This is a genomic window from Aureimonas psammosilenae (genome assembly GCF_009176975.1).
Lineage (GTDB): Bacteria > Pseudomonadota > Alphaproteobacteria > Rhizobiales > Rhizobiaceae > Plantimonas > Plantimonas psammosilenae.
Map to the genome: position 1 here is coordinate 1 of NZ_WEZG01000007.1, position 13,686 is coordinate 13,686.

The 13,686-nt window shown below is 57.4% G+C and carries 7 protein-coding genes and 5 pseudogenes; 9 read left to right on the top strand and 3 right to left on the bottom strand.

Going from position 1 to position 13,686, the window contains the following annotated elements; translation table 11 throughout:
• From F9929_RS13580 to F9929_RS24470, 4 genes and pseudogenes are all read left to right on the top strand, one after another.
• Positions 1-140: pseudogene (locus F9929_RS13580) on the top strand (IS3 family transposase); the annotation flags it as partial.
• 340 nt (positions 141-480) lie between these two features.
• Positions 481-747: pseudogene (locus F9929_RS24940) on the top strand (transposase); the annotation flags it as partial.
• A 360-nt stretch (positions 748-1,107) separates the two neighbouring features.
• On the top strand, positions 1,108-1,584 hold the full coding sequence (locus F9929_RS13590; protein WP_152047136.1) for a hypothetical protein: 477 nt from the start codon (positions 1,108-1,110) through the stop codon (positions 1,582-1,584).
• Between the two features lie 1,238 nt (positions 1,585-2,822).
• Positions 2,823-3,479 (top strand): DUF4145 domain-containing protein, encoded by a 657-nt coding sequence (locus F9929_RS24470; protein ID WP_235919294.1) that lies wholly within the window; start codon positions 2,823-2,825, stop codon positions 3,477-3,479.
• A 17-nt stretch (positions 3,480-3,496) separates the two neighbouring features.
• Here the strand turns inward: F9929_RS24470 and F9929_RS13600 are convergent, their stop codons facing one another.
• Positions 3,497-5,104: a DUF6538 domain-containing protein gene (locus F9929_RS13600; RefSeq protein ID WP_152047138.1), complete on the bottom strand. Its 1,608-nt coding sequence runs from the start codon at positions 5,102-5,104 to the stop codon at positions 3,497-3,499.
• 699 nt (positions 5,105-5,803) lie between these two features.
• Here F9929_RS13600 and F9929_RS13610 point away from each other — a divergent pair.
• Positions 5,804-6,394, top strand: a pseudogene (locus F9929_RS13610) (IS481 family transposase); the annotation flags it as partial.
• Positions 6,395-6,631: 237 nt separating this feature from the next.
• On the opposite strand, the pseudogene F9929_RS13615 reads toward F9929_RS13610, so the two are convergent.
• A pseudogene (locus F9929_RS13615) lies at positions 6,632-7,944 on the bottom strand (IS110 family RNA-guided transposase).
• A gap of 143 nt (positions 7,945-8,087) precedes the next feature.
• Between F9929_RS13615 and F9929_RS13620 the strand changes: the two are divergent.
• Positions 8,088-8,456, top strand: a pseudogene (locus F9929_RS13620) (integrase core domain-containing protein); the annotation flags it as partial.
• A 367-nt stretch (positions 8,457-8,823) separates the two neighbouring features.
• Here F9929_RS13620 and F9929_RS24035 read toward each other — a convergent pair.
• Positions 8,824-8,961 carry a hypothetical protein gene (locus tag F9929_RS24035; protein WP_193227757.1) on the bottom strand — a complete coding sequence of 46 codons (138 nt, stop codon included), beginning with the start codon at positions 8,959-8,961 and terminating at the stop codon, positions 8,824-8,826.
• A gap of 273 nt (positions 8,962-9,234) precedes the next feature.
• Here F9929_RS24035 and F9929_RS13625 point away from each other — a divergent pair, with 273 nt between their 5' ends.
• The 3 genes from F9929_RS13625 (at position 9,235) to F9929_RS13640 (ending at position 13,641) form a co-directional block, all read left to right on the top strand.
• Positions 9,235-10,611 (top strand): porin, encoded by a 1,377-nt coding sequence (locus F9929_RS13625; RefSeq protein WP_328595993.1) that lies wholly within the window; start codon positions 9,235-9,237, stop codon positions 10,609-10,611.
• Between the two features lie 1,590 nt (positions 10,612-12,201).
• A complete protein-coding gene (locus F9929_RS13635) occupies positions 12,202-13,155 on the top strand; it encodes a hypothetical protein (RefSeq protein ID WP_152047141.1) in 954 nt (317 codons plus the stop codon).
• Between the two features lie 93 nt (positions 13,156-13,248).
• A complete protein-coding gene (locus tag F9929_RS13640) occupies positions 13,249-13,641 on the top strand; it encodes a tyrosine-type recombinase/integrase (RefSeq protein WP_328595994.1) in 393 nt (130 codons plus the stop codon).
• The last annotated feature ends 45 nt before the right edge of the window (positions 13,642-13,686 follow it).

Consider the following 13,686-nt stretch of genomic DNA (forward strand, 5'->3'; position numbering starts at 1 on the left):
GTCACTACAACACCAAACGTCCACACTCGAGCTTGGGTTACCGTCCGCCGGCACCTGCCGCCGTGCCGTGGCCGGCTGCGCCACCCCAACCCGCTTCGCCGGCCACCTCAAACGTCGCCAGCAAGCCCACCATGCATTAGATTTGAACCAGGCCACCTAATGGGGGCAGGCCAATAAGGCGGTTAAGAAGGACTGTTTTTCCTGACTTCGAAGGCCCGGAAAGTGAGACAAGAGCGTTTCTAGTCTTCAACGCATTGCCTAGATGAGCTTCAAGTGGATCGCCCTGTCTGTCAACGTAGGTATGGTTGGGAAACGAGTTCGGGGTGAACACATCGACGGCTTTGAGCATGGCAGCAGCTTATAGAGGACAATCTCTGATAGATCAGACGAGAGCCTGCATTTCGTCAACTAGGTCCTGTTGACATAGTGGGTTCACGGAGCGTCTGAGGTCTGATGCACGGCTGTCTTTTGGAGGCAGCATTGGCGCGAGGCGACCTAACCGACGACGAGTGGTCGGTACTTGGCGAGCTTTTGCCGAGCGAGCGTGGACGCAAGGCTCGTCCGCCCCACGACAATCGGCAATTTCTCGACGGCATGCTGTTTGTGCTGCGTGCTGGCTGCCCGTGGCGCGACATGCACGAGCGCTACGGCAAATGGAACTCCGTCTACGTCCGCTTTCGCCGCTGGGCCGAACAAGGCGTTTGGGACGCGCTCTTGGAGACGCTGGTCGAACTCGGGCTGACCGACACGCTCTTTGCTCAAGCTGAAGGCGCGTCGGTTTTGTGGCTACGTCGCGTATCGGCCTACAATGAAGCCGCCCTGCCTAATCAAAACCCCGTTTGTCGGAGCTCGACAATGGACACGCCCGGTTCCAGCTCATAAATTGTCTGTAGGCATTGGGGGTTGGTATGGCAGGCAACTGGAACAGGAAAGGCGGCAATTTTTCTGGGCGCTCCGTACCTGCGCCTCAGAAGCCGAGCGACCACCCAACGAAAATTTCTGGACATAGCGCACATCCCCGGCCGCCGTCTGTTCCGACAACAATCGTGGACCGCGTCAGTAACGCGCTAAAGGCTGCTAACGAGAAGAACGGCTTCGTGAGGTCAGATGCCAAGAAATGATCAGGAAACATTTGCACACCTGATCTCAAACCCTAACGTCTCATATGAAATAAATCTCCTTTCGTACGCGCTTTTCGCGGATGAAAAAGCAAAGTGGGTAGAGCATTTTACCGCACTCCATGGGTCTCAACCTAGCTCTGCTGACACCGAGAATTGGGTTAGCAACATAACCGATCAACATTTTGAGCATATGAGATTGAAGGCAGCTCGCTTCTTCGATGCTGCGGCGCGCGAATACTTGGCTAAGGAGTTTGATCAAGAGAAGAAAGAGGTCCTTCAATCGAAAATTATATCGGAAGTAAAAGCGGCGGGTGCCTTCTGGCGGCAAATGGCTATTGCAATTCTTACCGCTGTTTTGGCTCCTGTTATCATTGGCGGTATCATCGCAGCATTCCTTGCTTATAACGAGGTGTTCCCCACCTTCATAAGAGTTCCAACTCAAATCGACGGCACAAAGGGGTGACGACTTGAAATTAGGCTTCAACTGCTACCAATCGGACATATCAGCAATTTCCCCTGGTACAGTGTTTGCAGCTTCCATCGGACAAGCGACAACCTTTTGCATGGCGGTTGAGGCCACGCAGGGCGACACCGTCGCAGGCCTCGTTGCACTATCACCGGGTCATCCGTCTCTTCGCAATCAAGCTGGCCTATTAAACGGGACAGTAATATCCGGTCAGCCGATACTTGTTTACCCTGATGCGCGCTTCGCTCCGTCACCGCATCCCGATCATTTGAAGTTCGACCCGTATTCCGGTATTCCAAATGGCGCTCTCGTAGCACGCGGCAGTGACTTCGCAGTTGTCGCGGCAACCGGAAATAGATCAAGGTCGGCGTATTCTTGCTCGGACGGCCTTGCAGTCCCCAACTTGTTTTATGCAAGGGATGTGATCGTTTTTACATCTTGGGAAATTCTGATTGAAGGACCTGCCGGAGAGCCACATACCTTATGTGTTATGAATGCCGTCACTGCCCCCAACCCTTATTGAATAATACTCAGTTTCAGAACTTCTTCAGCTTTGGCGGTTCATGTGCATACGGGTCATTCGGAACGCTGATATGAACCTGAGACTATTGCGTTCATTGAACTAAGGATAGTCCTATATTGTCAACAGGACTGTTCAACGGCCATAGGATGTTAACCCTTTAACCCCTGATGCAGAAAGCTTTCTGCATCTTCGGGGCCGACAGTCCCTTGGCGCGGCCGATCGGGAGGAGTTCCTGAAGGACCGGCCGGGGTGGGGCAAGCTTTCCACAGCCGCCTTCCAGCGGGCGGGCTGGACGTCGATGTTCCCCATGATGGCAGATCAGATGGGCGGCCTGCTTGGGGGCTGACCCGCTCTTTGATACCCGCACGACAGGAACGCCCTCTCAAGGCATTCTCTCGTTCCCTGCCGCGTCCCTCTACGACGACCTCTCGAAGGCGGTAGGGGGCGTGTCATCGGCCGCGATGGGGGACGATACTCCCGAAAGGATGCCCGCATTCTGTGGTCCTTGCTGCCCTTCCAGAACACCCTTCCGATGCTCTGGCTCTACAACAACACCGGGGGCCGCCTGCCGGCCGAAGAGTCGGATTAGGCTTGACGAGACTGTAGCCTCGTTTCAATCGACACGCTTTTAGCGAAGGCTGGGGGTGTGTCGATTTTTTCCCTTCTCGCACTTTGACGTGCCATGTTCCGCGCTGGCGGAAGGAGACCCAGCGTGTCAACGGAACTTTACATCAAGCGTTTTCAGGAATTGCGTGCTCAAGCCTCGGGCGTTGCCTCCACAAGGCATCGTCCATCCGGTGATATGGTCTTCGGTGACAGCGTTGACACCGGCAGGTTTCTAAACTGGAAGGTCAAAGCACGCAGTCTCATAATAAAGGCGTGCGGAGAAAGTTCTGAGCATTACAAGCAGTTTCTAAAATCAGAAGAGCCGCAATCGTACCGAACGAGTTTTGAGGAATTCCAAGAAGTATTCGCGGTTTTCGAGGCTGCCAGGGAGGACTTTGAAGGCGGGTATTTGGCAGACGTTAGGAACGTCATTCAAGCTGAGGTATTTAGCGACGAGCTTGACCAAGCACGAAATCTGCTTTCGGCCGGTTATAAAGCGCCATCCGCTGTTATTGCTGGGGTGGTTCTTGAGACGACCCTTCGGCGAATGTGTGTTGATCGGCAGTTGTCCACTGGCAAGCTCGATAAGATGAATTCCGATCTCGCCAAAGCGGGAGCCTACAACCTCCTTGTGCAGAAACGCATTACTGCTTTGGCAGACGTTAGAAACAACGCCGCTCACGGTCATCCCACACAGTTCAAAGACGATGACGTCGCCGACATGATCAACTATATCGAAAGCTTCGTAGCAACGCACACTTGATGCTATGCGAACGCCGCCTACCGCTTACCTGAGTATTTTGGAAACTTGGCGATGGCAGCCGCGCGGGTCCGCAACGTCACGTCTCCATAGCTATCGCCGGCCGTCTTCGGCGCATGACCTTGGATGGCGTCCAAGACCCTGTCGGAAATGCCTAGCTCACGCCCGACAGTTTTGAAACGATGCCGCCATCCGTGATTAGGGGCCACGTTCGGGTCAGTGACGAGGCCCCTTGCGAACTCCCCAAGGCGGTTCTTGACGCCCTGGAGGGGGCCTAGAACGTCGCCGTCTTCGGCAGGGTCAAGAAATAGGTGCCCTCTCTTGGACGCACCCACGAAGGCTGCAAAGCCTTGAGTGATCAAGTCGGCATGTAGGGGAACGTCGCGCGCTTCATTCGTCTTAACCGTTCCGGCCTCGGGAGTGATGCGAAGCACCCATATGTCACCGTCCTGCCGCACGTCTTCTTTGCGAAGCTGGGTCAGTTCCCCGACCCGCGCTCCGGTATAGGCGCACAGCCACGGCACCCACCGTTTCGCCGCAAAGGTCTTCTCACGTTCGTTGCCCCGACGAAGGTTTCGAGCGGCCGATAGAAGGGCTTCCGCTTCCGCATCGTTCAGGTCTTTAGATCGAAGCTTGGCAACCTTTCCAATTCGCAGGGTGACGCCAGCGGCCGGGTTGGAGGGCAGCTTGTGGTTCGCCACTGCCCACGCGAAGACCGCCTTCAGCCCCGTTAGGTCGCTGTCCTTGACCGTTTTCGGGGAGATTGGCTTACCAGTCCTTGGGTTGATCGAAGCGAGTCGGTGGTCTTTGAACGCGACAATGTCGGCAGGCGTGATGGCGGATGCGTTGTCGTGCTTCAGAAACGCTCTCAGCTTGTCGAAGGCGCTTCGGTAGCTCTCGTGGGTGCTCGGCTTCAGACCCGTCGCCTTGGCCTCGGTCCACCATCCTGTGAATAGGTCATCTATCGTGAGCTTGCCGGTGGCCTTCGATGCCGTTGGGTTGGCGGATACGGGCATGATAGGGTTCCATTCGGGGAACCGCATAGCGTCAGGGTCGGGGCGGTAGTCTCCATCAGCGTTCCTTTCGAGAACGCCGGCCGCTTGCGTCAACGCCTTCCCGGCTTCCCGCAGGAAGCGGCGCTTTGTCGTCTCGTCTAGCTCTACGCCCCTTGAGCGCAGGAAAGGCGATGGGTGGACGGCGTCTTCTAAGCGCCTCCAATTCGAAGGTGTCTCGTCTCGTTCTAGATCAAGCTGCGCGTCCACAATATGAGCGCGCATATCCTCCCACGCAGCAGCCTCGCCCGGGTCATCACTCCAGCCCGCGACCATTTCCCGATACCATTCGCCAGCGAGGGCGACCGTTTGCTGGAAGCTGAGCGATACAGGGCCGGTACGCACAGCGCGCCATGCCCGTTCGAGAGAAGCAATTGCCGCCGCCTGCCGCTCCCGCGCCTCCTGTGGGTCCCGTGTCCTCAGCGATAGGCGCACGTCTTGCGCTTTCGCAGACAGTTTAACGAGAACCGTCTCGTCGCCAACCCGAACAGCAACCGTCGTGCCACGCACCTTGCCTTTGATATCGGCTGGAATGCGCTGGACGAACTGATGAAAACTGGTGGTGGCGCGCTTCATGGGACGAGGCATAGCTAGAGGCACTGTTGAACCGTCCTGTTGAACAGGAGAGCCGATCCAAACCGTTGATTTCGCCTAAGCTACTGCGCCAAATGGAGTTTGTGAAGCAATGGTGCCCAGGGACGGAACGGGCATTTTGAATCTTAAAAAGAGCAGAATCAACTACTTAAGGCAGCGCCTAGCGAGCGCTTTGTATCACCCATTCGTAGTAAAGCGAAGGCCTGATGGGGGCAACTTTCTCACCACTATCAGGGTCGAAAGCATATGCTTGCCATATCGTGACGAGAGGTCACATAAATTCATAATCGCCCCAACCGAAATCCGCGTTGTCTCGAATGCGAACCTCTACGGCCAGATAGTTTGCGAGCAGTGCACGCATCACGTTCGCTCAGAAACGATTGGTTATTAGGCGCAAAGGTGGTGGCAATGTACGCGATAGCGCCGAATTAGGTCGCTGGCATCACTCGCCGCAATTCACGCATCGTAGCGGGTCGTTGAGGGGTCGAATGCGGTCTCAGTTACCGTTTTGCACCAGTAGCGACGTCTGTCGTGGGAGCGGGTGCGTTTCAAAACTCCCGTCCTGTAATGCAGGTTTCGATGTCCTTCATTTGCAGAGCGTACCAGAACCAGTCTGCGTCGTAGCTGTTTGGTCCCAGGGTTTGATGGTGTGATCCTTTCCATAGATTGGAAGGAGGCTCTATGGGACAGGTTCGTCACGGCAGCGCCACGACCACGCACGCCATCCGAGCAGCAATACAGCGATCGCAAGCTTCGCTCGCGACGCTGAGCCAAGAGCTCGGCATCAATCCGAAGACGGTGGCCAAGTGGCGCAAACGTCAGACCCTGGAGGACATGAAGACTGGGCCGAAGGAGCCCCGCTCAACCACACTGAGCGAGGTCGAGGAGGCGATGGTCGTCGCGTTTCGTCGGCACACGCTGCTGCCGTTGGATGACTGCCTCTACGCCTTGCAGCCAACGATCCCACATCTGACCCGGTCAGCGCTGCACCGATGTCTTCAGCGGCATGGCATATCCAGATTGCCGGATGTAGAAGGCGACAAGCCAAAGCGGCAGCGGTTCAAACGCTATCCCATAGGCTTCTTTCACATCGACATTGCCGAGGTGCAGACCGGCGAAGGCAAGCTCTACCTGTTCGTGGCCATCGACCGAACAAGCAAGTTCGCGGTCACCCAGTTGGTCGATAAGGCGGACAGGCGAACAGCTTGGGAGTTCCTGGAACACCTGCTGCAGGTCGTGCCGTATCAGATCCACACGATCCTGATTGACAACGTCCTATGTCGGGACGCTTTGGGAAGCTTGAGCCAACAGTTCTCCATCGCCGGCAGCAGCCAGCGTCGGCATTGAACTTGAGCCAGATGGCTCCCACCGTCAACGGGATCGCTCCCTGCCATAGCAAACACAGGATCCATCGGCGCCGAGGCAACCGTGGTCCTCACCATCCTTAAAACGGGATACGCACCCAGGTGGAAGGCCCGAACATTATCTACAGGGTCGCATGCTGCGCCCTCACGGCACTTGGCTTGGAGGGGTCCTTCCACCTGGCATCCGACCGCTCGAGGAACGGTCGGTATTCTGTCTCCGTCTTGATGACGGCATGAACGACCCGCGCCATCTTGGCGGTGAGCGCGGTCATGGCCTTCCGGCGCCTGTCGGCATCGCCCGCATGACCTGCGACGTATCGGCCAAGCTTGTCGCGGAAGCTGTTGTCGCATTGGCGCGCCGCCACCTGTGCGGCCATCCAGAAGGTTCGACGCAAACGGGCATTGCCGTACTTTGACAGCTTGGTCCGCCCTCGGAAGGTGCCTGACTGGCACGTGGCGAGATCCAGACCGCAGAACTTCAGGAACTGGCGGTGATGGCGAAAACGACGCAGGTCGCCGGCTTCCGCCAGGATCGTCAGGGCGTTGATGGGGCCGATCCCGGGGATCTTGATCAGGAGCTGATAGTCCCGGTTCTGCGCCAATGTCGCTTGGGCGGTCTCCTCGATCCGGTTGCGCTGCTGAATGAGGCTTCGAGCCTGCGCGATGATCATGCGGAACATGGCGATCGCCGCGGCGTCCGCGGGGACGGGCAAGGCGATCGACGAGCACGCCGTCTCGTAGATGTCGTTGATGAGGGCTGCCTTGGAGACCTTCCGGCCGACCAGAGGCCAAGCCTCTGCCGCGAAGGCCTCACGACCCATGGCGGTGATGCTGCCGGGCGTGGGAAAGCGCTCGATCAAAGCCAGGAACCAGTCCGATCGGCTGTTGCCGGCGAAGCGAGCGATCTCGGGAAAGTAGAGCGGCAGATAGTGGGTCAGGATGCGATGCCAGGTTTGCGTCTTGGCCTTCGAGATTGTCTCGTGGGTCTTCGACAGTTCCTGAAGGTCGTTGATGCCGGCTGCCAGCGGGTCGACATAGACCTGTGTCGCGCCGATCCGCAGCATGTGCAGGATGACCTGCGCATCCTTCGGATCGTTCTCGGACTTACGCGGCCCCACTGGGGCCACGGTTCCTCGAACTGTCCCAGCCGTTGTGGAGCGCTTCGCGCGTTCTGGCCAAGGCGACTGAGGAGATCAAGCGCAGCTCAAACCCTGCGGTCAGGAGCCGATGGGCCAGCGTGCGGTGGTAGTTGCCCGTCGCCTCGAAGCCGACGACGATCGGACGCCCGATGGCGACGAGATCGTCCACCAGCCGGTCGTAGTCGGGCTTGGCTGCCATCACGGTCATGCGGCGTCGGCGGCCGCCCTCCGGTCGCTCGATCAGGATCTCCTGACGATGCTTCGACATGTCGATCGCTACCAGCACGCTGCCGGTCGGATTAGAAAGGCGTTTGGCCATGGTCGGTCACGCTCCAAAGTGTTGTCTCGACAACCTCACTTTAGAGACCTGTTGGCCGGCCATGGCCGCCTGAGAATGCCCTACGCCCTATCGGGCTCCGCGCATCCTCAGGCGGCCCCAGCATCCGCTTCCCAATGTGCTACGGCATCCAGTTCGCCGAGCAGCAGCGCAACCGCAACACGGCCTGGTCCCGGCAGATGCGCTTCGACATGATCTGCGAGGCAAACAGCATCGAGCACCGCCTCACCAAGCCGAACCATCCCTGGACCAATGGGCAGGTCGAGCGGTTGAACCGCACCATCAAGGACGCAACGGTCAAACGCTTCCACTACGAGAGCCATGATCAGCTTCGCACGCATCTCGCCGACTTCATGGCGGCCTACAACTTCGGCCGTCGGCTCAAGACGCTCGGCGGTCTCACGCCCTACGAATACATCGCCAAGATCTGGACCTCAGAACCAGACCGGTTCATCGTCAATCCGATCCACCAGATGCCGGGACTGAACACGTAGCCGCAGTCGCCGAGCACATGCTACGCCTTGTGCAGTTCTTCAGAAGGCCGTTGCCCCGATGTGGTCGGTGAACGACCCAGCGGTCATAAAGAACCTCAACGGACGACCATCTGCATCGGCCATTGGGTCGGGCTTGGTATTCATGCCGCCTTTGATGTGGTTGATAGCGACCAAGAAACACTTTTTTGCGCCAATCTCGATGCTTTGCGGTGCATCTTCAGGTAGGTAGAGCCAATCATTATTGTCTTTCGCTTGGCACCGGCCGCAGCCAGCCCTCCATCATTTGAATGAAAACGCCCATCTCGCCCCAACGCTTCGAGCGGTTATACAGCGTCTTCGAGAACCCATAGGCCTGCCGCCTTCGCCACTAACGCAGCTCGTCGCCCTTCACGAAGATGATGCCGCGCAGCACCGCGAGTTCCCAATCCGTAGCTGGTAGTGGCTCTTCGCAAGAAAAATAGCTTCCGACGTGCCGACTGCGCGTCAACTGGCTGGTATCGGTCACTCATATCCAAACCTCGCAACAGAGTTCGTAATCCGACGCTATCCCTCGGACCTGTACGGCCCGACCCTAACCGTAAGCGCTGCGCTGGCAGCTTCAATCATCCGAGTGCTGCCTCAAATCACACGTCGGATTGCCAAAGGTCCCTAAAAATGAGGACTTCACCAAAGACATCTAACCTGCAGTGCCGTAAAATTGTGTCATCAAGGACACAGGGTGTGTTCGACTAGCTGCATCGACGGTCCAGCTATATTGCTTCCAAACGTCAGTTCGGTGATGTTCAACCTCGAAAGGCACCGAGGTTCACTTCGGGCTTTCAAAGCAGGGATGGGGCAGGGAAGGCTGTCCTTCAAACAAGGCCCAACCCTACCTTACAACTTGACTGGAGGTCAGGACATGAACATCAAGAGCCTTCTTCTTGGCTCCGCTGCGGCTCTCGTCGCAGTCTCCGGCGCGAAGGCGGCCGACGCCCCCGTCACGATGGTTGAGCCGGAGCCGGTTGAATACGTCCGCGTTTGCGACGTCTACGGCACGGGCTTCTTCTACATCCCGGGCACCGAGACCTGCCTCAAGATCGGCGGCTACGTCCGTTTCCGCACGAACGTCACCGGTGAACTGAACGGTGCGCTGAACCCTGGTTTCAGCGACGCTCAGGACTTCGACGACAGCAGCCGCAACTACGACTTCAACACCCAGACCCGCGCTCGTCTCGACTTCGACGCTCGCGAAGAAACCGAACTCGGCACCCTGCGCGGCTTCGTCCGTCTCCAGGCCACCAACATTTCGGGTTCGGACCTCGGCTACGGCACGTCCAACAACGCGGTCGCCATCGACCAGGCATTCATCCAGCTCGGCGGCCTGACGGTTGGTAAGCTTGACACGCTCTGGGCCGAAGATGACGGTCTCTATACCGACAACGACTGGTCGGTCGGCGATCTTTCGAACAACCAGGTCCGTTACACCTTCGCCACCAACGGCTTCAAGATCTCGGCCTCGGTCGAAGACGAAGGCGACGGCGATGCGATCCCGGATGTCGTCGCTCAGGTCGGCTACCAGTTCGCCTGGGGTTCGGTGAACGTCTACGGCGTGTACGACGAAGACAACTACGACCCGAACTTCGTCGGCGTCCCGGACGACTTCGCTGGCTTCCTGCTCGACCCGTATAATGGACAGGAAAAGGACGGCGGCGCGTTCGCGTTCAAGGCCAACGCCGAGATCAAGGACCTGATCTACCTTGGCGGCTCGCTGAAGATCGAAGGCCACTGGGCTTCCGACCCGACCGAATACGCTTCGCTGGCTCCCGGCGGTTATCTCGTCGGCATCGAAGCTGAAGGCAGCAACGTTTCCGCCGACAGCAACTTCAGCTTTGCTTCGCTGCCGGAAGAATGGCAAGTCGGCGGTGGTTACCAGCAGTCGTTCGGCAAGTTCACGGCCTACGTGTCGGGTATCTACGGCAAGACCTTCTCCATCAACTACGCCAACGGCGTGAGCGAGAGCTCGGAAATCTGGGGCGCTGCCGCCAACCTCGGCTACCAGCTCACCTCGAACTTCTCGGTTCTGGGCGAAGTGTCCTACCGCAACGTCGACCTCAAGGGCGGCCTGGAAGATCTCGACCAGACCCGCGGCTTCCTCGAGTTCAAGCGTTCCTTCTAATCGGACTAAACGATCCGAACGGAAATACAGGGAGGCCCGGCGGAAACACCGGGCCTTTCGCTTTTTAGATAGGGGGTTTACGTCGCCTACCTTTGGAAGTCCCACGCTTCGGAATGTCGAGCGTCTGGACAAGGCGGGTAACGGTGCTGATACCTACGCTGAGCTCTTCAGCAATCTGTTTGATCGTCGAGTCGGACCCAACGTAAAGTTGCAAGACACGTTCCTGCAACGTTGTCTGTTCCTCGCCAGATAGTATCGCGCGACGCGGTCGAGGAATTAGCTGTCGTACCGCCGTCTCCACGCTGTGCCTTGGCAGGTCCAAAATTTCCGCGATGCGCTTGCATGCGATACCTTGGTCCCGGTTCATCACGATGATCGTGTCGAGCAAGTCCGTTGGAAGTTTATCAATCGCGTTCGCTGACCGTCGCCGAAGAGACCTCCCGGCCGCTCGCAAACCTGCGTAGATACGCGATACTGGTAATTCGTACTTCGCTTGGAGAACTTCGACGCTCACGCCTGATTCATAATCGATCAACATCTCCGAAATGACGCCGTCGGGGATGCTACGTCGCTTAGTTCCAGGACGTGTTCGCGGCCGCGCAGGAAGGCCTAGCTCCGCAATAAGATGCCGTACCCCCTTCGCGGTTAGGCCGAAACGCTCTCCGAGACCGGACTGCAGCTCACCAGATTTGTAGGCGACCGCAAAGTCTTCTCTTTCTGATGCGGTCAAGTGACCAACATCCGACGTGAATTGCATCATCGTGTTCCGCTTCAAAGCCCGTCCAGCCGCGCGTTTGTGAAGAAACCTTGTACTAACCGGATCTCGAGGCGGATTTCCCAGCGAATCCTCCTAAACCAATTAAACTGGTCCCGGACCCACCTAACGGCGCTGTCGGTAACCGACATCAGACAAAAAAACCCGGCCGAAGCCGGGCAAGTCATACGTCTCGGCTGGAGTGAGACCAAACACATTTCGACGTTGGGTATGCGAACGTCAAGCCTTTATCTGACGATTGTCAGTCTTAGCCTCACATCCCACATTTTCAGTAAATCAAACGCTTCCGAAGTTCCTTCATGGGGCCCGTATATCCCTCAATGCCTAATGCCCACCATCTACAATAGGCCTCGTCACGGACGTCTATTCGCGGATCGAGGCCATCAACAAATTCTCCGCTTCCGCCTCCTCGGACTGCGTACAGGCAACGCGGCTCACTTCACATGTCAGGTACATCCACGCGCGACTATTCGTTTCATCGCCAAGTGTGGAGGAAACTGCCGTAACGGCAACTAGGTTTCCCGAACAAGAAGCTGGGCGGACCTCACGAAACAATGCTTACCGGAGTCCTTATTGCCGTCACCAAGGAGGAAGGCCCCCGCGTGAGGAAATCTATGCGGGTGCGTCACTACGGTAGGTTTTCCAACCACCCGAGGTGTCTTCGTTGGCAGCAACTCGAAGCCGGCGAAAAGCGACTGCGTTGTCCCAATAACATCACTGTGAGAGAAATGATTTCCTTGTTCTGGATCAGGTGTTTATCGCCAACGTTTGGGGATTAGATAGCACAACCCGAGCCCTTATGATTGGACGCCTGCGTGAGCAACGAGTTCAAGTCCAACCGTCGTTATGCGGTGCTTTTCCGGACCCATGTCTGGGACGAGTTCGCTAAACGGCAGTACCAGCGCCTGCTTGCCACCAACCCCTCCGGCGATGTCTTCATCGTTGCGAACAACACATCGGGGGCGTTCGACAACTTCGACGATCCAGCCCTGTTCGCGTTCAGCACCTCCTCGCTCGCCGCACTCGATCTTCCAAACATCAGCGAGATGAAGGCTGACAATCCGTTCTGGTACAATATCGACTACCCCCTCTACATGTTCGCGAAGGCGTATGGCGGTTACGACTACTACGTCGTTGTCGAGTACGACGTTGGCATCGAAGGCTCCATCGACAGGATCGTCGAAGATATGGCTCGGTCGGGCTATGACTCCATTGGCTACGACAGCGGGCAGCCGATGAAGCAGTGGGGGTACCGCAAGTCGGCAGTCGATTTTTACGAAGCGCATGAGATGAGGAAGGAGCTGTACTGCTTCTCCGTCTTTTCGGCACGAGCGTTGGCGTTCCTTTACGCTCGGCGTGTCGAGATGGGCAGGCTGGTTGCGGAACGGCCGGAGATGAAATGGCCGCACTGCGAGATTTTCATCCCAACAGAACTCGCCAAGAACGGCTTCTCGCTCGTTGACCTCTCACGATATGGGCGAACAGACCGATACGATTTCCAGCCGGCCGTGCTGGAGGATGACGTGCATCCGACAGGGACCGACCGTTTCCTGCACCCGGTGCTCGACCGTGAACGCAGCCTGCAGAACATTATCAAGTATGAGTATCGGCCGGAGCGTTTCTTTTATCCCCGCAGCGCTTTTCGTAGACGTCTCAAGCGGTTTCAGCCACACGAGTACCGTTCGCTCCTGAGACGGTCGCTGAACGCTCGCATGCGCAAAGTCTATGGGCGCTTGGCGGCTAGCATTGTGAACGTCTTCGTCAGCTAATCTGGCTCGAGTGTTCGATGCTGAGATGTGAACATTCTGTCCGCAATTACGGTGTGAACCGATCGGATCGGCCCAACGTCCGCGACCTACAATATGTCCTACACGCTGGCACATCAGTTCGCGCCGCTTGATCACCGTTCGAAGTGGTCGGCGAGTTGGGGCGTTCATTGGACCGTGCCGGCCGCGCGAATAAAGGCCAAGCGCGAGCATCGCGTGCCGCTCAGCAGTCGGGCTCTCGAAATCCTTGATCGCGCGAAGCTATTGGGAGGAGAGGGGGCTTTTGTCTTCCCTGGTCGCAGCGCGCAACGACCGATGTCGAATATGGTGTTCTTGATGGCGCTCCGGCGGATGGAAATGCCGATCACAGCTCATGGTTTCCGTGCGACCTTTCGCGACTGGGCAGCGGAAACGACCAACATTCCGCGCGAAGTCGCCGAGGCTGCCTTGGCTCACCAAGTAGAAAACAAAGTCGAGGCTGCCTACTGACGCGGAGACTTGCTGGAAAAGCGCCGAGAATTGATGCAGCTGTGG

Bases quoted from the DNA above. Each gene is read 5' to 3' on its own strand.
- F9929_RS13590 (WP_152047136.1), top strand. From the start codon at position 1,108: ATGCCAAGAAATGATCAGGAAACATTTGCACACCTGATCTCAAACCCT.
- F9929_RS13600 (WP_152047138.1), bottom strand. From the start codon at position 5,104: ATGAAGCGCGCCACCACCAGTTTTCATCAGTTCGTCCAGCGCATTCCA.
- F9929_RS13625 (WP_328595993.1), top strand. From the start codon at position 9,235: ATGTTCAACCTCGAAAGGCACCGAGGTTCACTTCGGGCTTTCAAAGCA.
- F9929_RS13640 (WP_328595994.1), top strand. From the start codon at position 13,249: ATGTCCTACACGCTGGCACATCAGTTCGCGCCGCTTGATCACCGTTCG.